The sequence below is a fragment of the Klebsiella sp. 4_1_44FAA genome (genome assembly GCF_000238715.1).
In the GTDB taxonomy this organism is placed as follows: domain Bacteria; phylum Pseudomonadota; class Gammaproteobacteria; order Enterobacterales; family Enterobacteriaceae; genus Klebsiella; species Klebsiella pneumoniae.
In genome coordinates this window covers 20,728-41,741 of sequence record NZ_JH414805.1, presented here as the reverse complement: position 1 = coordinate 41,741, position 21,014 = coordinate 20,728, and the positions used below count along the sequence as shown (strand labels likewise).

The window sequence follows — 21,014 nt, the reverse complement described above, 5'->3', positions numbered from 1 at the left end:
CCTCCACTAAACAAAACGAAGTAAAAGTTGCAATAACAGGAGTCTATATCGCCAATTCGCTGTTAAAATGCGCAATTCTCACGCAATATAGTTAAGGGAGTTAAGTGTATGCAGCGTACTGGCTTTAATAACGCCCGGGTCCGGCAGGCCAATAAGTCGATTTTTCTTTCCCATCTATGGCGGGAAAAGCAGCTCAGTAAATCACAGCTCTCTCAACTCACCGGTCTCTCCATTCCGGCGGTGAGCAATATTCTGGCCGAGCTGCTTAGCGAGGGATTGATCGGTCACTCAACGGAACACTTGAGCAAACGGGGCGTGAACAGCGGCAGCTACCAGATCCCCGAGCACGGCGCCTGGACACTGTGCATGAATATCACCCCGACCAGCATTGAATATCAGCTTGCCGACGCCCGCCTGCTGGCAGTGGATGGCCATCAGCATTTGCCGGTCAACGCGCCCACTCCTCAGGCCCTGCTTGAGGCCATCGTTGAATGCTGGCGGCATATCCACCGCCGCTACCCGCAGCACAGCATCAATCTCGCCCTTGGCGTGCATGGACAGGTTGATCCGATTACCGGCGTTTCACAAACCATGCCCCAGGCACGCTGGAAAACACCGATCGAAATAAAGTATCTGCTTGAGGAGCGGCTTGGCGTGCAGGTTCGGGTGGATAACGACTGCGTGATGCTAGCGCTGGCGGAGAAGTGGCAGCATCAGGGTACACAGCAGGATTTTTGCGTGATCAACGTCGACTACGGTATCGGCTCGTCATTTGTGATTAACGATCATATTTATCGCGGCAGTCTGTACGGCAGCGGGCAGATAGGGCATACGATTGTCAATCCTGACGGCAACGCCTGCGACTGCGGAAGATACGGTTGCCTCGAAACCGTCGCCTCTCTCAGCGCGCTGAAAAAACAGGCCCGAATGTGGCTCAAAACGCAGCCTGAAGCAACGCTCGCCCCTGAGCAGTTAACCACGGCGTCGCTCATTGAGGCCTGGAAAGAGGGAGATGTGCAAATTCGCGCATGGGTTGATAACGCTGCCAACGCGATTGGCTTAAGCCTCTATAATTTCCTGAATATATTAAATATTAATCAAATCTGGCTTTACGGGCGCAGCTGCGCCTTCGGTGAGCAGTGGCTGGAAAGTATCGTCAAACAAACGGGTTTCAACCCCTTTGACCACCGGGATACGCCGCGAGCGCACGCCACCCAAATTGGCTTTGGCCAGCTGACACGCGCCCAGCAGCTGATGGGGATAGGTTATCTGTACGTTGAGGAGCAATTGCAGACGCTGGTTTAGTCATAAACGAACGTGGCGGAGCGCAAATTTGTGTATTACGTTTAAATCACACGTCTCTCATAACGAGCTGATTATGAACACACTCCGCTATTTTGATTTTGGCGCTTCCCGCTCTCTGTTGCTGCTTATCGCCCGCATCGCCGTGGTGATTCTGTTTATTCTTTTTGGCTACCCCAAACTGCTGGGCTTTGACGGTACGGTGCAGTACATGGCCGCCTCCGGCGCGCCGATGCCGACCCTGGCGGCGATTATCGCCGTCATTATGGAAGTGCCTGCCGCGATTCTGATTGTGCTCGGCTTTTTCACCCGCCCGCTGGCGGTCATCTTTATTTTCTACACCCTGGGCACGGCGGTGATTGGCCATCACTACTGGGATATGACTGGCGATGCGGTATTGCCGAACATGATTAACTTCTGGAAAAACGTCAGCATCGCCGGCGCTTTCCTGCTGCTGGCGGTAACCGGCCCCGGGGCGATCTCCCTCGACCGCCGCTAATCTCCAGACGCAAAAAAGGCCGCATACGCGGCCTTTTTGATGTCAACGCTAACGCTTACGCATATACCGGGAAGCGGGCGCAGATATCCAGCACTTTACCTTTCACGCGCTCAATGACCGCGTCGTCATTGATATTGTCCAGCACGTCACACATCCAGCCAGCCAGCTCTTTGACTTCCGCTTCTTTAAAGCCGCGGCGAGTCACAGCCGGAGAACCGATACGGATACCGGAGGTCACGAACGGGCTCTTCGGATCGTTCGGCACGCTGTTTTTGTTGACGGTGATGTTGGCGCGGCCCAGAGCGGCGTCAGCTTCTTTACCGGTCAGGTTTTTATCCACCAGATCCAGCAGGAACAGGTGGTTCTCAGTACCGCCAGACACCACTTTGTAGCCGCGGTTCAGGAACACTTCCACCATCGCTTTAGCGTTTTTCGCAACCTGCTGCTGGTAAACTTTAAACTCTGGCTCCATCGCTTCTTTCAGCGCCACCGCTTTCGCCGCGATAACGTGCATCAGCGGGCCGCCCTGCGCGCTTGGGAATACCGCAGAGTTCAGTTTTTTGTACAGCTCTTCGCTACCGCCTTTCGCCAGAATCAGGCCGCCGCGCGGACCCGCCAGGGTTTTGTGGGTGGTTGTGGTCACAACGTGAGCATGCGGAACCGGGTTCGGGTACACGCCAGCGGCAATCAGGCCTGCCACGTGCGCCATATCGACGAACAGGTAAGCGCCGATGCTGTCAGCGATTTCACGCATTTTCGCCCAGTCAACGATACCGGAGTAAGCGGAGAAACCACCGATGATCATCTTCGGTTTGTGTTCCTGAGCCTGCTTCGCCATGTCGTCGTAGTCAATTTTACCGGACTCATCAATACCGTAAGGGATGATGTTGTACAGTTTGCCGGAGAAGTTAACCGGGGAGCCGTGAGTCAGGTGGCCGCCCTGCGCCAGGTTCATACCGAGCACGGTGTCGCCCGGCTGCAGCAGCGCGGTGTAGACGGCAAAGTTAGCCTGGGAGCCGGAGTGCGGCTGGACGTTAGCATAGTCAGCGCCGAACAGTTCTTTCGCGCGGTCGATTGCCAGCTGTTCAACCACGTCGACGTATTCACAGCCGCCGTAGTAACGCTTGCCCGGATACCCTTCAGCATATTTGTTGGTCAGCTGAGAGCCCTGCGCCTGCATAACGCGCGGACTGGTGTAGTTTTCGGAGGCGATCAGTTCGATGTGCTCTTCCTGACGTACTTTTTCCTGCTCCATAGCCTGCCACAGTTCGGCATCATAATCGGCAATGTTCATTTCACGCTTTAACATCCGCATCTCCTGACTCAGCTAACAATAAAATTTCGGCCTAAAAAGGCGGTCCGATTGGACAACGGCCCACAGTATAACCGAATCATTCTGTGATAACAGGTCTTGACAAAGGATTTTACGCAAACGATTGGCTCCGCATGACACAAGGCTTTGAGCAATAACGCCTCTCTCAGTATCAACGGATTTCTTTTCAGGTTTGTGATGCAAATTCTTCATGTTGTAACTGGATCGGGGGAATGTGTTAAAGAACCATTTACAACGCAGGGTTATTTCTTTAAGATGCATTTAAAATGCATCATTAAGATAACACATAAGGAAGCACGCTATGCTTGACGCTCAAACCATCGCCACGGTAAAAGCCACCATTCCCCTGCTGGTAGAGACCGGCCCGAAATTAACCGCCCATTTCTACGATCGTATGTTCGCGCATAATCCGGAGCTCAAAGAGATCTTCAACATGAGCAACCAGCGCAACGGCGATCAGCGTGAAGCGTTATTCAACGCTATTGCCGCCTACGCCAGCAATATCGATAACCTGCCTGCCCTGCTGCCGGCGGTGGAAAAGATCGCCCAGAAACACACCAGCTTCCAGATCAAACCGGAGCAGTACAATATTGTTGGCAGCCATCTGCTGGCGACCCTCGATGAAATGTTCAGTCCGGGCCAGGAAGTGCTCGATGCCTGGGGTAAAGCCTACGGCGTGCTGGCGAACGTCTTTATCGGCCGTGAAGCCGAGATCTATCAGCAAAACGCCAGTAAAACCGGCGGCTGGGAAGGGACCCGCGCGTTTCGCATCGTGAAGAAAACCCCGCGCAGCCAGCTTATCACCAGCTTTGAGCTCGAACCGGTTGATGGCCAGCCGGTCGCCGATTACCAGCCTGGCCAGTACCTGGCCATCTGGCTGAAACCGGAAGGCTTCGAATATCAGGAAATCCGCCAGTATTCCCTGACCCGCAAAGCGGACGGCAAAGGCTACCGCATTGCGGTTAAACGCGAGGAAGGCGGTCAGGTTTCCAGCTGGCTGCATAACCATGCCAGCGAAGGCGATGTGGTCTATCTGGCCGCCCCGGCGGGAGATTTCTTCCTTAACGTTAAGCCGCAGACGCCGGTCACCCTGCTCTCTGGCGGCGTCGGGCAAACGCCGATGCTGGCGATGCTGGATGCGCTGGCGAAGAGCGGTCATCAGGGTCAGGTGAACTGGTTCCATGCGGCGGAAAATGGCGACGTTCACGCCTTTGCCGATGAAGTGAAGGCGCTCGGCGCGGCGCTGCCGGCGTTTACCTCTCACGTCTGGTATCGCACCCCGACTGAGGCCGACCGTCAGGCTGGACGTTTTGATAGCGAAGGTTTGATGGATTTAGCAGCAGTGGCGGACAATATTCGCGACCCGCAGATGCAGTATTATCTCTGCGGCCCGGTAGCGTTTATGCAGTTTGCAGCGAAGCAGCTGGTCGAATTAGGGGTCAACAAAGACAACATTCATTACGAATGCTTCGGCCCGCATAAGGTGCTGTAAGCCCCGACGACGCGGGGATCTGTAGGCCGGGTAAGCGCAGCGCCACCCGGCAATACTGCAGCGAGCGGCGAGCGTTAAATCGCCGCGTCGTCTTCTTCGCCGGTACGAATACGAATGACCCGCGCCACGTCGAAGACAAAGATTTTACCGTCGCCGATTTTACCGGTCTGTGCGGTACGGATGATGGTATCCACACAGGTATCGACGATATCGTCGGTCACCACAATTTCAATTTTTACTTTCGGCAGAAAATCGACCATATACTCGGCACCACGGTACAGTTCGGTGTGCCCTTTCTGGCGGCCAAAGCCTTTCACTTCCGTTACCGTCATCCCGGTGATGCCGACTTCGGCCAGCGCTTCACGCACGTCATCCAGTTTGAAAGGTTTAATAATCGCATCAATCTTTTTCATGGGGTTCCTGTCTTAATCGCGTAACCGGTTGCTTACCGTATCATAACTTGCGCTATAGTGCGGAGCTACTCTTTAAAGTCGTTGGCGTCGAGCTCATGGCGCGACAGCAGCTTATAGAATTCGGTGCGGTTGCGCCCTGCCATCCGCGCGGCGTGAGTGACGTTGCCCTTGGTAATTTGCAGCAGCTTGCGCAGGTAGTTCAGCTCAAACTGATTGCGCGCCTCCACGAAGGTCGGCAGCGCCGTGTTCTCGCCCTCCAGCGCTTGCTCAACCAGCGCGTCGCCGATCACTGGCGACGAAGTCAGGGCCACGCACTGCTCGATCACGTTCACCAGCTGGCGCACGTTGCCCGGCCATTTGGCGGCCATCAGCCGCTTCATTGCATCGCTGGAAAATGCCCGCACGAACGGCTTATGGCGATCGGCGGACTGACGCAGCAGATGGTTGGCCAACAGCGGAATATCTTCCGTGCGTTCGGAGAGCGGCGGTATTTTCAGGTTCACTACGTTGAGGCGGTAGAACAGGTCTTCACGAAACTCGCCGCGGGCCATCGCCTTCGGCAGGTCGCGGTGGGTGGCGGAGATAATCCGCACGTTGATTTCGATATCGCGGTTGCTGCCCAGCGGGCGCACCTTGCGCTCCTGCAGGACGCGCAGCAGCTTCACCTGCAACGCAACCGGCATATCACCGATCTCGTCGAGAAACAGCGTACCACCCTCAGCGGCCTGGAATAATCCTTCACGGTTACTGACCGCGCCGGTAAAAGCGCCCCGCGCATGGCCAAACAGTTCGGATTCGAGCAGCTGTTCCGGCAGCGCGCCGCAGTTGATCGCCACGAACGGCTTATCATGACGCGGGCTGGCGTTGTGGATCGCCTGGGCGACGATCTCCTTCCCGGTCCCGCTCTGGCCATTAATCAGTACGCTGACATCCGATTGCGCCACCATTCCGGCCTGCTCAAGCAGGCGCAGCATCAGCGGGCTGCGGGTTACAATCGCCTGGCGCCAGGCTTCGTCGGTGGCCGGCGAGCGCTGCTCCAGCGCCTCATCAATGGCTTTATATAAGGCATCTTTATCGACCGGCTTGGTCAGGAAGCTGAACACCCCCTGCTGGGTAGCCGCCACGGCGTCGGGAATCGAACCGTGAGCGGTGAGAATGATCACCGGCATGCCGGGGTGGCCCTTCTGGATCTCGCTAAACAGCTGCAGGCCGTCCATTTCATCCATCCGCAGATCGCTAATCACCAGATCCACTTTCTCACGCCCCAGCACGCGCAGCGCTTCCGGCCCGCTCTCGGCGGTGACCACGCTGTAGCCTTCGCTGACCAGGCGCATGCCCAGTAGCTTCAACAGTCCCGGATCGTCATCCACCAGCAGTAAACGCGCCGGTTTACGGATCGTCATGGATCACCTCCGGCACTTTTTCGCTGCCGAAATTGCCGCCCGGCTTGCGGCTGGAGAGCTGGCGTTCGATATCCGTCAGGTTCTCCAGCTTGCGGGTGGTAAGCTCCAGCTGCTCGCGCAGCGCCAGCTCCTGCTGACGCAGTGTCTCCAGTTCGCTATCGCTGGACTGCTGAAGCTTAGCGTAACGGGCACGCTCTTCCACCAGCTGCAGCTGACGGGTCTGGCCGTCGCGCCAGAGCTGATACAGCGGGCGGACCTGAACGGCGATTTGCGGGCTGAAGGTATCGAGACGCGCCACCAGGTCGCGGCGCTCCTCAGGGGTAATTTTAGCATCAGCAAGCAGGATGCCGCGACGAAACGCGTCCTGCCAACTGTCGTCGGTATGGCGTTTCGCCTCCGCCCGCGCCTGCGCCGGCGCGAGGCGATCGGCACAGTCAATGCCCCGCAGCCAGTAGAGGGGATTTTTGTCGCTGGCATCGCTGCTGTGCGCCCAAATATCCGCGCAGTCTACCGCGACAAAATCGGCCACCTGATGCTGCGCCTGCCCGGGGGCGGCGGTACCTTCCGCGGTATGCGGTGAAAAGCCGGCGGAACACCCCGCCAGCGTCAGACAAGCAATGCCTGAAAGCAGCCATCCGCTGAGGGAACGGCGCCAGGCCAGGAATTGGGACATAGTTCCCCGATATCGATTCATAAGTTGGATTATTCCGGCGCTGAGGGAAGCGTAATGCGAAAACAGACCTGCCCGGCGGGCGCATCAACTAAGCTGAGCTCCCCTTGCATCTGCCGGACGCAGTCGCGGGCGATACTCAACCCCAGTCCACTGCCCTTAACGGCCCCTTTACGCTGGTGACTCCCCTGGTAAAAAGGCTCGAATATCATGTTTTTTTCCGCGGCCGGGATCGGTTCGCCGCTGTTGGCGACATCAATACGCACCTGCTCTCCGTGCCGGTAGCTATGGATACGGATGTTACCGGATTCAGCGCCATAGTGCACCGCATTGGAGTAGAGATTATCCATTACGCTTATCAATAGCGCAGGCTCTGCCAGGCAACGCCGCGCCTGCAGCGTCAGTTCGGTATGCATCAGTTTAGCCCGCGCGGGCAGGCTGTGCGCCGCCACGACGTTTTCCACCAGGTCCACCAGGTCCACCGCTTCGCGAGCCACCGGGCCGTCGGCCTGTTTTCGGTTATAGTCCAGCAGCTGTTCAATCAGCTTTTGCAGGTTACGGCTACTGCTGTCGAGGATCTCGACAATCTCCTGCTGCTCAGGGGTCAGGGGCCCCGCGACCCGGTCGGCCAACAGCTCGGTACCTTCACGCATACTGGCCAACGGGGTTTTCAGCTCATGCGACAGATGGCGAAGAAATTGATGCCGCTGCGACTCCAGCCACGCCAGGCGCTCGCTGAGCCAGATGATGCGCTTGCCCACCGATCGCAGCTCGCGCGGGCCGGTAAACAATGCGGCGTCGTCCAGCGACTTTCCTGCCCCCAGCTGATTGATCATTCTTTCGATGCCTTTCACCGGGCCGATAATCATGCGGGTGAAGAGTAGCACCAGCGCCAGGCTCAGCAGAAACAGCACCAGCGCCTGCCAGCCGAAAAACTGGCCGCGTTCGGCTATCTCCTGCTGCAGCTGTTGGCCACGAGAATAGACGACCGCCCGGGTCGCCTGCACCATATCGCTGTTATTACTGGCGAAAACTTCCAGTCTGGCGGCTGCCTGGGCATCGGGTCCGCTATTTTTACACTGCAGCTGCGCCAGATCGCTGACATCCTGACGCAGCGCCTGCCAGAGCTTCTCGTCCGGCAGCACGCCGGCGTGGGCGTCCAGCATCTGGCTGTAGCGCTGCCGCTGGTTTTGATAGACGCGCGCCAGCGTCGGATCGTCCAGCACGCAGTACTGGCGATAGCTGCGCTCCATCTCCAGTGCGGCATTGATCATCGCCTCGCTGCGTCGGGCGTCGACCAGGGTGGTACGGTTAATATGCGCCGCCTGGGCGCTAAGGGCGTTCAGGCTCTGCCAGGCCTGCCAGGCCAGCACCAGCAATGGCAGCAGGATCAGCACAAAAGAGAGCGTCACCAGCTGACGCAGCGAACGGGGGAAAAGAGAGAGTTGCTTCAAGGATGTTGTCTCAATCATTAGCTCTGGTCGATGCTAACTGAGGAGCGCGCCGGAGAAAAGCGCTACCGCTGAGTGCTGCGCCGCAGAAACAACAAAGCCAGGCGCAAGGCCTGGCTTTGTTCAGGAATGAGGCGGTGCCTTACTCGACGTTTCGCCCGATGTCTGATAAAGCCAGGCTGTTATCAGGAGTTGGACGGCAGGCACCTGTTTGTGCGTCATTCGAAGTTTATGTAGCGCGTCCCGAAGGGGCTGACATAAGAAGGTGAATGAGCCACTGGTTAATATTATGCATGAACTATGCCAGCTCTCAAAACATTTTATTAACATACTGATATATATGACATTAACCGCAAGAACAGTCGAACTACCACTGTTTATTTTTCACCCGCGTTGTCGCTATTTAGCGACACCAAATAGGCTACCGATTACTCATCATTTAAATCAATAACTTAAGTGTCGCCTATTGACGACACTGCAATATCGCAGTTGTCGGCAATTCCCGACACCCTGGCGTGCCGACCATCACAGATAAAAAAAAGCCCCCTGTCAGGCAGGGGGCTGATACGTTCGCGTGAAGCGCGGCGGGAAGATTAACCCAGCTGTTTACGCGCGTTACGGAAGATACGCATCCACGGGCTATCCTCGCCCCAGTTCTCCGGGTGCCAGGAGTTGCTTACGGTGCGGAAGACGCGTTCCGGGTGCGGCATCATGATGGTCGCGCGCCCGCTTTCGCTGGTCACCGCGGTGATACCGTTCGGGGAACCGTTCGGGTTCGCCGGATAGGTTTCGGTCACTTTGCCGAAGTTATCCACGAAGCGCAGCGCCACCAGACCTTTGCTCTCCAGCTGGGCCAGATGCGCGCTGTCGCGCACTTCCACCTGACCTTCGCCGTGGGAGACCGCAATCGGCATCCGTGAGCCAACCATGCCTTCCAGCAGCAGGGATGGGCTTTGCGTCACTTCCACCAGGCTAAAGCGCGCTTCAAAGCGGTCAGACTGGTTGCGCACAAAGCGCGGCCACAGGTCGCTGCCCGGGATCAGCTCGCGCAGGTTGGACATCATCTGACAGCCGTTGCACACGCCGAGCGCCAGCGTCTGCGGACGATGGAAGAAGGTCGCGAACTCATCGCGCACGCGCTCGTTGAACAGAATCGACTTCGCCCAGCCCTCGCCCGCGCCCAGCACGTCGCCGTAGGAGAAGCCGCCGCAGGCTACCAGGGCATGGAAATCGCCCAGACCGGTCCGGCCGGCCAGCAGGTCGCTCATATGCACGTCGATGGCGTCAAAGCCGGCACGATGGAAGGCGGCCGCCATTTCAACGTGGGAGTTCACCCCCTGCTCGCGCAGGACGGCCACTTTCGGCCGCGCGCCGGTGGCAATGTACGGGGCGGCGACGTCGTCGTTAATATCAAACGAGAGCTTCACATTGAGGCCCGGATCGGCATCATTGGCTTTCGCCTCATGCTCCTGATCGGCGCAGGCCGGGTTGTCGCGCAGACGCTGCATCTGCCAGGTGGTTTCCGCCCACCACATGCGCAGCGTGGTGCGGCTTTCGCTGAACACCGTCTGACCGCCGGCGGTCAGCACGAAGCGATCGCCCTCAACCGCTTTACCGAGGTAATGCACGCAGTCCGCCAGGCCGTTAACCGCCAGAATGGCTTCCACCGCCTCACGGTCTGCGGCGCGGACCTGAATCACCGCCCCCAGCTCTTCGTTGAACAGCGCGGCCAGATGGTCGTCGCCCAGCGCGGCGATATCCGCTTCCACGCCGCAGTGGCCGGTAAAGGCCATTTCCGCCAGGGTGACCAGCAGACCGCCGTCGGAGCGGTCGTGGTAGGCCAGCAGTTTACGCTGCGCCACCAGGGCCTGCATCGCATTCCAGAAGCCTTTCAGTTGCGCGACATCGCGCACGTCAGCCGGCTTGTCGCCGAGCTGGCGATAGACCTGCGCCAGCGCCGTCGCGCCCAGCGCGTTGTGCCCTTTACCGAGGTCGATCAGCAGCAGGGCGTTATCTTCCGTTGAAAGCTGCGGCGTGACGGTATGACGGACATCTTCGACACGGGCGAAGGCAGAGATGACCAGCGACAGCGGAGAGGTCATCTCGCGCTGCTCGCTGCCTTCCTGCCAGCGGGTTTTCATCGACATCGAGTCTTTACCGACCGGAATGGTCAGGCCCAGCGCCGGGCACAGCTCTTCGCCCACCGCTTTCACCGCCTCATACAGGCCAGCGTCTTCACCCGGGTGGCCGGCGGCGGCCATCCAGTTAGCCGACAGCTTCACGCGGTTCAGCTCGCCAATCTGCGTGGCGGCGATGTTGGTCAGCGCTTCGCCGACCGCCAGACGGCCAGAGGCCGCGAAGTCCAGCAGGGCGACCGGGGCGCGCTCGCCCATCGCCATCGCTTCGCCATAGTAGCTGTCGAGGCTGGCGGTGGTCACCGCGCAGTTGGCCACCGGGATCTGCCACGGGCCAACCATCTGGTCGCGGGCGACCATACCGGTCACGGTGCGGTCGCCGATGGTGACGAGGAAGGTTTTCTCGGCCACCGTCGGCAGATGCAGAACGCGGTTAACCGCATCGGCAAGGGTAATCGGTTGGCGATCCAGTGCACTACCCTGAGCTTTCAGAGTCTGCACGTCGCGGGTCATTTTCGGCGTTTTGCCGAGCAGGACGTCCAGCGGCAGGTCGATCGGCTGATCGTTAAAGTGGCTGTCGCTCAGGCTCAGATGCTGCTCAGCGGTGGCTTCGCCGATAACGGCATAAGGCGCGCGCTCGCGGCGGCACAGTTCGTCGAACAGCGGCAGCTGCTCCGGGGCGACCGCCAGAACATAACGTTCCTGCGATTCGTTACACCAGATCTCCAGCGGACTCATCCCTGGCTCATCGCTGAGAATATCGCGCAGCTGGAATTTACCGCCGCGGCCGCCGTCGCTCACCAGCTCCGGCATAGCGTTGGAGAGACCGCCGGCGCCAACGTCGTGGATAAAGAGGATCGGGTTGGCGTCGCCCAACTGCCAGCAGCGGTCGATCACTTCCTGACAGCGGCGCTCCATTTCCGGGTTGTCACGCTGTACGGAGGCGAAATCGAGATCGGCATCGGACTGGCCGGAGGCCATAGAAGACGCTGCGCCGCCGCCGAGGCCGATGTTCATCGCCGGGCCGCCCAGCACGATCAGCTTCGCGCCAACGGTAATCTCGCCCTTCTGCACGTGCTCACCGCGGATGTTGCCGATACCGCCGGCCAGCATGATCGGTTTGTGGTAGCCACGCAGCTCTTCGCCATTGTGGCTGGTGACTTTCTCTTCATAGGTGCGGAAGTAGCCGTTCAGCGCCGGACGACCAAATTCGTTGTTAAACGCCGCGCCGCCCAGCGGGCCTTCGGTCATGATGTCCAGGGCGGTGACAATGCGATCCGGTTTACCGAAATCTTCTTCCCACGGCTGTTCGAAGCCCGGGATACGCAGGTTGGAAACCGAGAAGCCCACCAGGCCCGCTTTCGGCTTCGCGCCGCGGCCGGTGGCGCCTTCATCGCGGATTTCGCCGCCGGAGCCGGTTGCCGCGCCCGGCCATGGAGAGATGGCCGTCGGGTGGTTATGGGTTTCCACCTTCATCAGAATGTGCGCCGGCTCCTGATGGAAGTCGTAGCGCCCGGTCTGATGGTCGGCGAAATAGCGCCCGACTTCAGACCCTTCCATCACCGCGGCATTATCTTTATAGGCCGACAGCACGTAGTCCGGCGTTTTTTCAAAGGTGTTTTTGATCATTTTGAACAGCGACTTCGGCTGCTGTTCGCCGTCGATGATCCAGTCGGCGTTGAAAATCTTGTGGCGACAGTGCTCTGAGTTCGCCTGGGCGAACATATACAGCTCGATATCGTTCGGGTTGCGTCCCAGGCGGGTAAACGCGTCCTGCAGGTAGTCAATTTCGTCGTCGGCCAGCGCCAGACCCAGACGGAGGTTGGCGTCAATCAGCGCCTGACGCCCTTCGCCCAGCAGGTCAACGCTGGTCACCGGCGTCGGCTGATGGTGAGCGAACAGCTTTTCGCCCGCTTCCAGCGCGTCGAAGACGCTCTCCATCATGCGGTCGTGCAGCTCCGCCGCCACCGCGGCCCACTGCGCTTCGGTCAGGGTTGAGGCTTCAACGTAATACGCCACGCCGCGCTCAAGACGCACAACCTGCGCCAGACCGCAGTTGTGAGCGATATCGGTAGCTTTAGAAGACCAGGGAGAGATGGTGCCAGGGCGAGGGGTCACGAGCAGTAATTTACCGGTCGGGGTATGGCTGCTTAAGCTCGGGCCATACTGAAGCAGTCGCGCCAGGCGCTCGCGATCGTCAGCGCTCAGCGGGGCGTTCAGATCGGCAAAATGAATATATTCGGCATATATGGCGCTTACCGGAAGGTTGGCCGCCTGAAATCGTGCCAGCAGTTTATTAATACGGAATGCCGACAGTGCAGGTGAACCACGCAAAATTTCCATCATAAGTCTCTCGTCTTCGAAGCTTTCAGGGTGAGCCAGGGGGGGGGAAACGGGCGTCATTATAGTGAATCCTGCGCCCCGACGAAACCGTTTGCGTAGAAATAAAATCATTGATGCTGTTTATCAATAAATGTGACGACCATCGCGAATAAGTTGCCAACTGGCGCATTATTAAGCAGAATGCCGCACATTCGACGACAACCTTGCGTTTTTTCCGGACATCGCCTGCTGAGGAACCTGAAGCTGCAGAAGATTAACTCTCTAGAAAAAATTAAAGATTAATTATCTGCTGATCGGCATTGTCACCCTTTTGCTGGCGGCGGCCCTGTGGCCGTCGATCCCCTGGTCTGGTAAACCCGAGAACCGGGTGGCGGGCATTATCGCTCGCGGCGAGCTGCGCATCAGCACTATCAACTCGCCAATGACCTTCGCCACCATGAACAATAAAGCGTTCGGTCTGGATTATGAACTGGCGAAGCAGTTTGCCGACTACCTTGGCGTAACGCTTAAGATAACCGTCCGGCAAAACATCAGCCAGCTGTTTGACGACCTCGACGACGGTCAGGCCGATATGCTGGCCGCCGGACTGGTCTATAACCAGGAGCGAGTGAAAAACTATCAGGCCGGCCCCACCTACTATTCCGTTTCGCAACAGCTGGTCTACCGCGTCGGCAATACCCGGCCACGCACCCTCGCGGCGCTGACCGCCGAGCAGCTCACTATCGCTCCGGGCCACGTGGCGATCAACGACCTGCAGACCTTAAAAGCCGAGAAATACCCGGTTCTTGCCTGGCGCGTGGACGAAAAACGCGGTACCACGGCGCTGATGCAGGCGGTGATTGACGGTAAACTTGATTACACCATCGCTGACTCGGTGGCCGTCAGCCTGTTTCAGCGCGTCCATCCGGAGCTGGCGGTGGCCCTCGATATCACCGACGAACAGCCGGTCACCTGGTTTAGCGCCCGGGACGACGATAATTCGCTGTCGGCGGCAATGCTTGATTTCTTCAACAACATCAATGAAGACGGCACCCTGGCGCGCCTCGAGGAGAAGTACCTCGGCCACGGCAACGATTTCGATTATGTCGATACCCGCACCTTCCTGCGCGCGGTGGAAAATATTCTTCCGGAGGTGCAGCCGCTGTTTGAAAAATACGCCCGCGAGATTGACTGGCGCCTGCTGGCCGCCATCGCCTGGCAGGAATCCCACTGGGATCCGCAGGCCACCTCCCCCACCGGCGTGCGCGGTATGATGATGCTCACACGCAATACGGCGCAAAGCCTGGGTCTAACCGACCGCACCGATGCGGCGCAGAGTATCGACGGCGGCATGCGCTACCTGCAGGATATGATGGATAAAGTGCCGGATTCGATCCCGAAAGATGAACGCATCTGGTTTGCGCTGGCCGCTTATAATATGGGTTATGCCCATATGCTGGACGCCATGGCGCTCACCCGCAAACAGAAAGGCAATCCTAACAGCTGGGCGGACGTTAAGCTGCGTTTACCGTTGCTGAGCCAGAAACCCTATTACAGCAAACTAAAATACGGCTATGCCCGCGGCCATGAGGCCTACGCCTATGTGGAAAACATCCGCAAATATCAGATAAGCCTTGTCGGCTATTTGTCAGAGAAGGAGCGCCAGCAGCAGCAAACGCTGGCCCTGGCGGAGGATTACCCGGCCGTGCTCCCCAATGAGCTCGAACAGCCGCAGGAGACCACCCTGCCCTTTTTCAAGTTTCGCGCCGATAAGCAGATGGATAATGCCCGGATGAAACTCCCCGGCCACCTGTATTAACTTTCCCCAGTCTGCTCCCGGGCTTTCTTCAGCGCTTTTTTCTCTTCCCGCCGCCAGCGGAAGAAGTCGCTCAGCATGGCAGAGCAGGACTCTGCCAGCACGCCTTCGCTAATCTCAACCCGATGGTTCATTCCCGGGTGGTGCAGAACATCCATCAGCGAGCCGGCGGCGCCGGTCTTGGCATCCCTGGCGCCAAACACCAGGCGGGCGATACGGCTGTGCACCATCGCGCCCGCGCACATGACGCAGGGCTCGAGGGTCACGTACAGCGTGGCGTCGATCAGGCGGTAGTTTTGCAGCACCAGTCCGCCCTGGCGTAAGGCCATAATCTCCGCATGGGCGGTGGGGTCGTGACGGCCTATCGGCCGGTTCCAGCCCTCGCCAATGACCTGATTGTTATGCACCAGCACCGCGCCCACCGGCACCTCGCCCTCTTCCCAGGCGCGTTTCGCCAGCGTCAGGGCATGACGCATCCAGTATTCATCATTGAGTTCGAGGTCAGACACAGCGGCCACTCCAGCAGAAAAAGCGGGGCGCATTATACATGGGCGCTATCAATTACACACTATTACTCCAGCTGCTGAAGCTCTCCCTGAGGGGTTACCCGCCAGCGATGCTGGCAAAAGCCGAGCAATGGATTATCCTGCTCACTATCGCTATAGCCGCTATACAGCCGCAGCGGGGCGCCAATCTTTTTCTCCAGCTGTACCACCTTTTCATGCCCCAGGCAGCGCAGGGTCAATACCCAGCCGCCCCAGCGGCGCGCGGTGCGGCTGGCTATCAGATTCACCCGCGGCAACCAGAGGGTATCGCGATAGACCTGCTCCACCAGCGACTGCGGCGAGCCGGTGATCAACCAGACGTCGGCATCGGTGCTGGTCAGGTAGGCGGTAAGCCGCGCATGAACTACCGGAAACGCCGTCACATGATGGCGAAACCAGCCGACAAACTCCGCTTCCAGCCGCTTCAGCACCGCCTCGCGGCGGCCAAAGGTTGTCGCCCACAGCAGGAGGCTCATCGGCCAGCGCGCCGCCCGTCCGCTCACTGCCAGCCCGGCAAGGATCACCGGCCCCATCGCCACCACCAGCAACAGGTTCAGCGGCAAATGGCGCAGCAGATAGCGCAGAAAACTGCCGAACATATCCTGTTGGTGTAAGGTTCCGTCCAGATCGAAAAACACCACTCTCCGTTCAGTGTGCTGCAAACTGCCTCCTTTATCTCAGAACTCGCTTCTCGTTAGGGTAAGCTTAACAGCCTGACGCCATGTCGAGGGAAAACATCCCCTGCCGTTAAGAAAGAATTAAAGTAGCAGGCGAAGGAAAAATTGTGGCTTAAGAATTTTTAATTCATAGTATACCCCTTATAATCGAATAAAAATTCTGTCAGTCACGAGCCGGACGGCTCCAGCGGAGCTCCAATGAACTGTTTAACGCGTATTCGTCAGCGCTATCCCACCCTGGCGGCGAGCGACAAAAAGTTGGCCGATTATATTCTGAGCCAGCCCGATGAGACCCGGCACCTCAGCTCGCAGCAGCTGGCAGCGGAAGCCGGTGTGAGTCAGTCCAGCGTGGTTAAATTTGCCCAGAAGCTGGGATTCAAAGGCTTTCCGGCGCTGAAGCTGGCCCTTAGTGAAGCGCTGGCGAGTAGCCCGGATCCGCACTCCGTCCCGGTGCATAACCACATTCGCGGTGACGATCCGCTGCGTCTGGTCGGCGAGAAACTCATTAAAGACAATGTCGCCGCCATGCATGCCTCGCTGGACGTCAACACTGAAGAGACGCTACGGGAAGCCGTCACGCTGCTGCGCAACGCCCGGCGAGTGATCGTCACCGGGATTGGTGCCTCCGGCCTGGTGGCGCGTAACTTTAGCTGGAAGCTGATGAAGATCGGCATCAACGCTGTTTCTGAGCAGGATATGCATGCCCTGCTGGCGACGGTGCAGGCCATGTCCAGCGACGATCTTCTGCTGGCGATCTCTTACTCCGGCGAGCGCCGGGAGATCAATATGGCGGCCGGTGAAGCGCTGCGCGTCGGCTGTAAGATCCTGGCGATCACCGGGTTTAGCCCGAACGCCCTGCAACAGCAGGCGACCCACTGCCTATATACTATCGCCGAAGAACAGGCGACGCGCAGCGCGGCCATCTCCTCCACCAGCGCGCAAATGATGCTCACCGATCTGCTGTTTATGGGGCTGGTGCAGCAGGATCTGGAGCGGGCGCCGGAGCGCATTCGCCATAGCGAAGCGCTGGTGAAAAAGCTGGTCTGAGCAGAAAATGGGCGTATAATGCCCGCCCTGTTTGTGTTGTTTCTGAGACTTTCCTGATGGCGCTGTTAATTACCAAAAAATGCATCAACTGCGATATGTGCGAGCCGGAGTGCCCGAATGAGGCCATTTCGATGGGTGACAGCATTTATGAGATTAACAGCGACCGCTGCACCGAGTGCGTGGGTCATTACGACACGCCAACCTGCCAGAAAGTGTGCCCGATCCCGAATACGATCCTGAAAGATCCGGCACACGTCGAGAGTGAAGAACAGCTGTGGGATAAATTCGTGCTGATGCACCACGCGGATAAAATTTAACCGCCCTCCTGGCTAGCTTTCGACAATCACCGTGGCGCAGGCGTAGTGGCGTTCATCAGCGAGAGTAACGTGAATAGCGCTTACTCCCATGCGTTCAGCTAAAAGGTTTGCTTCACCCCATAGCCGCAGCTTCGGCTTGCCCAGCTCGTCGTTGTAAACCTCGAACTGGTTAAACGCCAGCCCGTTACGGATCCCGGTTCCCAGCGCTTTCGCCGCCGCTTCCTTGACCGCAAAGCGTTTCGCCAGGAAACGCACCGGCTGCTGGTGCTGCTCCCAGATGCTCCATTCATGGTCGCTCAGCACCCGGCGGGCAAGGCGATCGCCGCTGCGGGCGATCACCGCTTCGATGCGGGCGATCTCGACGATGTCGGTACCCAACCCGAGAATGGCCATTAGCCGCGCGCTTCCAGCATCAGACGCTTCATTTCCGCCACCGCCTCTTTCAGGCCGCTCATCACCGCACGGCCAATAATCGCGTGACCGATATTCAGCTCATGCATTTCCGGCAGCGCAGCAATCGCTTTCACGTTGTGGTAGGTCAGACCGTGGCCGGCATTCACCTTCAGCCCGAGGCTGGCGGCGTAGGTGGCCGCTTTGGCAATACGTTCCAGCTCCCTGGCCTGCTCGGCGTCGGTTTTGGCATCGGCATAGCAGCCGGTGTGGATTTCGATATAGGGCGCGCCAACGTCCGCCGCCGCTTTGATCTGCGCTTCATCCGCATCGATAAACAGGGAGACCAGGATGCCGGCATCCGCCAGGCGTTGACAGGCATCGCGCATCTTGTCGCGCTGGCCGGCGACGTCCAGCCCGCCTTCGGTGGTCACTTCCTGACGCTTCTCCGGCACCAGGCAGCAGAAGTGCGGTTTGGTTTCGCAGGCGATCGTCAGCATCTCTTCAGTGACCGCCATTTCAAGATTCATGCGGGTGTGCAGCGTCTGGCGCAGGATACGCACATCGCGATCGGTGATATGGCGACGGTCTTCGCGCAGATGCACGGTAATGCCGTCGGCGCCGGCCTGTTCGGCAATGAAAGCCGCCTGAACCGGATCCGGGTAAGCGGTGCCGCGGGCGTTACGCAAGGTCGCGATATGGTCAATATTGACCCCTAACAATAATTCAGCCATGACAATCCTCGTTAATCATTATTCGTATTATCGGCTCGCGCCTTTCGCGCGGGCATAAACTGGCGAAACAACTCCCGGCTCTTGAGCGGTTTGCCGCCGAGATAGGGCTTCAGGGCGATACGGGTAAAGCGCTTCGCGGCGCGCAGCGTATCAACATCAGGAAACTCGCGACTCGCCAATGCTTTCAAATGGTGCCCGGTAAACGTGTTGTTATCAATCACCAGGCTGGCAATAAAGCCTTTTTCTTCACGATAGCGGTAGGTCATGGTGTCGTCTACCGGCTCGCCGCTCCCGGCGCAGTGGAGAAAATCCACGCCATAGCCCAGGTGCCCGAGCAGCGCCAGCTCAAAGCGCCGCAGCGCGGGTTCCGGCGAACCGCTGGCCCCGGCGAGCGCCTGAATGCAGTGCAGGTAGTCGAAAAAGAGTTCGGAGAAACGTGTTTCGTGCTCCAGCACGCGGGAGATAAGCTCGTTAACGTAGAGACCGCTGTAGAGGGTGATGCCGCTGAGCGGCAGCGCCAGCGAAACGGCTTCCGCGCTGCGCAGGGTTTTGACTTCGCCGCGCCCGCCGAAGCGAACCAACAAGGGGGTAAAGGGCTGTAAAGCGCCTTTGAGATTAGAGCGTTTGGAGCGTGCGCCCTTGGCAACCAGGCGCACACGACCGGATTCTTCCGTGAAGACGTCCAGCATCAGGCTGGTTTCGCTCCACGGACGGCTATGCAGGACAAAGGCGCGCTGCCATCCATCCACGTTGCGTTAACTCAGAGGTCGTCAACGTAACCGAGACTGCGCAGGGCGCGCTCGTCATCGGCCCAGCCGGATTTCACTTTCACCCACAGCTCGAGGTGCACCGGCGCTTCAAACATCTCCTGCATGTCCTTACGCGCTTCGATACCGATGGTTTTAATTTTGGCGCCTTTGTTGCCAATCACCATCTTTTTCTGCCCTTCGCGCTCGACGAGGATCAGGCCGTTGATATCGTAACCGCCGCGCTCGTTGCTGACGAAACGTTCGATTTCCACGGTGACGGAGTACGGCAGCTCAGCGCCGAGGAAACGCATCAGTTTTTCACGGATGATTTCGGAGGCCATAAAGCGTTGTGAGCGATCGGTAATATAATCCTCCGGGAAGTTATGGATCGCTTCCGGCAGATGCTTACGCACGATCGCCGCAATGGTATCAACGTTGGTGCCGGTTTCCGCTGAGATCGGTACGATATCGAGGAAATTCATCTGGCTGGCGAGGAACTGCAGGTGCGGTAACAGATCCGCTTTTTCCTGCACGTTATCCACCTTGTTGACCGCGAGGATCACCGGCGCTTTCGCGTCGCGCAGCTTGTTGAGCACCATCTCGTCGTCCTGCGTCCAGCGAGTGCCTTCCACCACGAAGATGACCAGTTCCACGTCGCCAATCGAACTGCTGGCCGCTTTGTTCATTAAGCGGTTAATGGCACGCTTCTCTTCCATATGCAGGCCCGGAGTATCAACGTAAATCGCCTGATACGGCCCTTCGGTATGGATACCGACGATGCGGTGACGGGTGGTCTGCGCTTTACGGGAGGTGATCGAGATCTTCTGCCCAAGCAGCTTGTTCAACAGCGTGGATTTGCCAACGTTTGGACGACCCACGATGGCGACAAACCCACAATAACTTTTTTCTTCGCTCATTCCAGCTCCAGCTTTTTCAGCGCCTGTTCGGCGGCAGCCTGCTCCGCCTTGCGACGGCTGGAACCTGTGCCAACCACCGGTTCACTCAGGCCACTGACCTGGCAGTGGATAGTAAATTCCTGATCGTGCGCTTCGCCGCGAACCTGGACCACCAGGTAAGACGGCAGCGGCAGATGACGTCCCTGCAGATACTCCTGCAGACGCGTCTTCGGATCCTTTTGCTTATCGCCCGGACTGATTTCGTCCAGACGGGTCTGGTACCAGGAGAGGATTAAGCGTTCAACGTTCTGAATATCGCTGTCGAGAAAAACCCCGCCAATTAACGCTTCAACGGTATCCGCGAGAATCGATTCGCGACGGAAACCGCCGCTTTTCAGCTCTCCCGGCCCGAGGCGCAGACACTCGCCCAGCTCAAACTCGCGGGCGATCTCCGCCAGCGTGTTGCCGCGCACCAGCGTCGCGCGCATACGGCTCATATCGCCTTCATCGACACGAGGAAAGCGATGATACAGCGCATTCGCGATCACGAAACTTAAAATGGAGTCACCTAAAAATTCCAGGCGCTCATTATGTTTGCTGCTGGCACTGCGGTGAGTTAATGCCTGTTGCAACAGCTCCTGATGATGAAAAGTGTAGCCCAGCTTTCGTTGAAGCCGATTAATTACGATGGGGTTCATGCGTTACCAATAAATGAATGCGTCAAAGATGCAGCACACGAAACCGACCTGAGCATTCGCTTCAAACAGTAATTTGAAACAGACCAATACGCTTTCGTGTGCAGTGTCACCCGGCAGAGCGACAA

Annotated in this window: 18 protein-coding genes and 1 pseudogene; 6 read left to right on the top strand and 13 right to left on the bottom strand. The window is 58.2% G+C overall.

The features are described 5' to 3' along the window. Positions 1-108: 108 nt before the first annotated feature. Together HMPREF1024_RS05065 and HMPREF1024_RS05070 are read left to right on the top strand one after the other, a co-directional pair. Positions 109-1,305, top strand: a complete 1,197-nt coding sequence (locus HMPREF1024_RS05065) for an ROK family transcriptional regulator (RefSeq protein ID WP_004174823.1) — start codon at positions 109-111, stop codon at positions 1,303-1,305. A gap of 73 nt (positions 1,306-1,378) precedes the next feature. Further along, positions 1,379-1,801, top strand: coding sequence for a DoxX family protein (locus tag HMPREF1024_RS05070; RefSeq protein WP_002914024.1), 423 nt, complete (start codon positions 1,379-1,381; stop codon positions 1,799-1,801). Positions 1,802-1,856: 55 nt separating this feature from the next. Here the strand turns inward: HMPREF1024_RS05070 and glyA are convergent, their stop codons facing one another. Further along, the gene (gene glyA, locus HMPREF1024_RS05075; RefSeq protein ID WP_002914027.1) at positions 1,857-3,110 is read right to left on the bottom strand and encodes a serine hydroxymethyltransferase; all 1,254 of its coding nucleotides are present in this window, start codon (positions 3,108-3,110) and stop codon (positions 1,857-1,859) included. A 325-nt stretch (positions 3,111-3,435) separates the two neighbouring features. On the opposite strand from glyA, the gene hmpA reads away from it, so the two are divergent. After that, a complete protein-coding gene (gene hmpA, locus HMPREF1024_RS05080) occupies positions 3,436-4,626 on the top strand; it encodes an NO-inducible flavohemoprotein (RefSeq protein ID WP_004185137.1) in 1,191 nt (396 codons plus the stop codon). A gap of 74 nt (positions 4,627-4,700) precedes the next feature. On the opposite strand, the gene glnB is transcribed toward hmpA, so the two are convergent. From glnB to purL, 5 genes are all read right to left on the bottom strand, one after another. Then, a complete protein-coding gene (gene glnB / locus HMPREF1024_RS05085; protein ID WP_002914032.1) occupies positions 4,701-5,039 on the bottom strand; it encodes a nitrogen regulatory protein P-II in 339 nt (112 codons plus the stop codon). A 65-nt stretch (positions 5,040-5,104) separates the two neighbouring features. Continuing rightward, entirely contained in the window at positions 5,105-6,442 is a 1,338-nt protein-coding gene (glrR, locus tag HMPREF1024_RS05090; RefSeq protein ID WP_004149357.1) for a two-component system response regulator GlrR, read from the bottom strand. Next, on the bottom strand, positions 6,429-7,115 hold the full coding sequence (gene qseG / locus HMPREF1024_RS05095; RefSeq protein ID WP_002914033.1) for a two-component system QseEF-associated lipoprotein QseG: 687 nt from the start codon (positions 7,113-7,115) through the stop codon (positions 6,429-6,431). Before qseG ends, glrR begins: the two co-directional genes overlap by 14 nt. A gap of 29 nt (positions 7,116-7,144) precedes the next feature. Further along, entirely contained in the window at positions 7,145-8,566 is a 1,422-nt protein-coding gene (locus HMPREF1024_RS05100) for a HAMP domain-containing sensor histidine kinase (protein WP_009309480.1), read from the bottom strand. Positions 8,567-9,156: 590 nt separating this feature from the next. Further along, a complete protein-coding gene (gene purL / locus HMPREF1024_RS05105; RefSeq protein WP_032444728.1) occupies positions 9,157-13,044 on the bottom strand; it encodes a phosphoribosylformylglycinamidine synthase in 3,888 nt (1,295 codons plus the stop codon). Between the two features lie 177 nt (positions 13,045-13,221). Between purL and mltF the strand changes: the two are divergent. Then, positions 13,222-14,839 (top strand): annotated as a pseudogene (gene mltF / locus HMPREF1024_RS05110) (membrane-bound lytic murein transglycosylase MltF). Here mltF and tadA read toward each other — a convergent pair. Beyond that, the gene (gene tadA / locus HMPREF1024_RS05115; protein ID WP_004180920.1) at positions 14,836-15,345 is read right to left on the bottom strand and encodes a tRNA adenosine(34) deaminase TadA; all 510 of its coding nucleotides are present in this window, start codon (positions 15,343-15,345) and stop codon (positions 14,836-14,838) included. The pseudogene mltF and the gene tadA overlap by 4 nt on opposite strands. Positions 15,346-15,407: 62 nt before the next feature. Next, a complete protein-coding gene (gene yfhb / locus HMPREF1024_RS05120; protein ID WP_004180922.1) occupies positions 15,408-16,043 on the bottom strand; it encodes a phosphatidylglycerophosphatase C in 636 nt (211 codons plus the stop codon). Positions 16,044-16,256: 213 nt separating this feature from the next. Between yfhb and HMPREF1024_RS05125 the strand changes: the two genes are divergently transcribed. Beyond that, positions 16,257-17,105 (top strand): MurR/RpiR family transcriptional regulator, encoded by an 849-nt coding sequence (locus HMPREF1024_RS05125; RefSeq protein WP_004144349.1) that lies wholly within the window; start codon positions 16,257-16,259, stop codon positions 17,103-17,105. 56 nt (positions 17,106-17,161) lie between these two features. After that, a complete protein-coding gene (locus HMPREF1024_RS05130; RefSeq protein ID WP_004144350.1) occupies positions 17,162-17,422 on the top strand; it encodes a YfhL family 4Fe-4S dicluster ferredoxin in 261 nt (86 codons plus the stop codon). A gap of 12 nt (positions 17,423-17,434) precedes the next feature. Here the strand turns inward: HMPREF1024_RS05130 and acpS are convergent, their stop codons facing one another. From acpS to rnc, 5 genes are read right to left on the bottom strand one after another with little or no spacing between them, the layout of a single operon-like run. Then, positions 17,435-17,815, bottom strand: coding sequence for a holo-ACP synthase (gene acpS, locus HMPREF1024_RS05135; RefSeq protein ID WP_004144351.1), 381 nt, complete (start codon positions 17,813-17,815; stop codon positions 17,435-17,437). Continuing rightward, positions 17,815-18,546: a pyridoxine 5'-phosphate synthase gene (gene pdxJ, locus HMPREF1024_RS05140; RefSeq protein WP_004180923.1), complete on the bottom strand. Its 732-nt coding sequence runs from the start codon at positions 18,544-18,546 to the stop codon at positions 17,815-17,817. Before pdxJ ends, acpS begins: the two co-directional genes overlap by 1 nt. An 11-nt stretch (positions 18,547-18,557) precedes the next feature. Further along, on the bottom strand, positions 18,558-19,295 hold the full coding sequence (recO, locus tag HMPREF1024_RS05145) for a DNA repair protein RecO (RefSeq protein WP_002914062.1): 738 nt from the start codon (positions 19,293-19,295) through the stop codon (positions 18,558-18,560). 11 nt (positions 19,296-19,306) lie between these two features. After that, complete coding sequence (gene era, locus HMPREF1024_RS05150; protein ID WP_009309477.1) at positions 19,307-20,212, bottom strand: GTPase Era; 906 nt, start codon at positions 20,210-20,212, stop codon at positions 19,307-19,309. Continuing rightward, on the bottom strand, positions 20,209-20,889 hold the full coding sequence (gene rnc, locus HMPREF1024_RS05155) for a ribonuclease III (RefSeq protein WP_002914065.1): 681 nt from the start codon (positions 20,887-20,889) through the stop codon (positions 20,209-20,211). Before rnc ends, era begins: the two co-directional genes overlap by 4 nt. Between the last annotated feature and the right edge of the window lie 125 nt (positions 20,890-21,014).

What these genes read in the sequence shown, in the direction of transcription:
- glyA (WP_002914027.1), bottom strand. Translation starts at nt 3,110, where the DNA reads ATGTTAAAGCGTGAAATGAACATTGCCGATTATGATGCCGAACTGTGG.
- HMPREF1024_RS05070 (WP_002914024.1), top strand. Translation starts at nt 1,379, where the DNA reads ATGAACACACTCCGCTATTTTGATTTTGGCGCTTCCCGCTCTCTGTTG.
- hmpA (WP_004185137.1), top strand. Translation starts at nt 3,436, where the DNA reads ATGCTTGACGCTCAAACCATCGCCACGGTAAAAGCCACCATTCCCCTG.
- rnc (WP_002914065.1), bottom strand. Translation starts at nt 20,889, where the DNA reads ATGAACCCCATCGTAATTAATCGGCTTCAACGAAAGCTGGGCTACACT.
- HMPREF1024_RS05125 (WP_004144349.1), top strand. Translation starts at nt 16,257, where the DNA reads ATGAACTGTTTAACGCGTATTCGTCAGCGCTATCCCACCCTGGCGGCG.
- acpS (WP_004144351.1), bottom strand. Translation starts at nt 17,815, where the DNA reads ATGGCCATTCTCGGGTTGGGTACCGACATCGTCGAGATCGCCCGCATC.
- glnB (WP_002914032.1), bottom strand. Translation starts at nt 5,039, where the DNA reads ATGAAAAAGATTGATGCGATTATTAAACCTTTCAAACTGGATGACGTG.
- pdxJ (WP_004180923.1), bottom strand. Translation starts at nt 18,546, where the DNA reads ATGGCTGAATTATTGTTAGGGGTCAATATTGACCATATCGCGACCTTG.
- HMPREF1024_RS05130 (WP_004144350.1), top strand. Translation starts at nt 17,162, where the DNA reads ATGGCGCTGTTAATTACCAAAAAATGCATCAACTGCGATATGTGCGAG.
- qseG (WP_002914033.1), bottom strand. Translation starts at nt 7,115, where the DNA reads ATGTCCCAATTCCTGGCCTGGCGCCGTTCCCTCAGCGGATGGCTGCTT.
- glrR (WP_004149357.1), bottom strand. Translation starts at nt 6,442, where the DNA reads ATGACGATCCGTAAACCGGCGCGTTTACTGCTGGTGGATGACGATCCG.
- HMPREF1024_RS05065 (WP_004174823.1), top strand. Translation starts at nt 109, where the DNA reads ATGCAGCGTACTGGCTTTAATAACGCCCGGGTCCGGCAGGCCAATAAG.
- era (WP_009309477.1), bottom strand. Translation starts at nt 20,212, where the DNA reads ATGAGCGAAGAAAAAAGTTATTGTGGGTTTGTCGCCATCGTGGGTCGT.
- purL (WP_032444728.1), bottom strand. Translation starts at nt 13,044, where the DNA reads ATGATGGAAATTTTGCGTGGTTCACCTGCACTGTCGGCATTCCGTATT.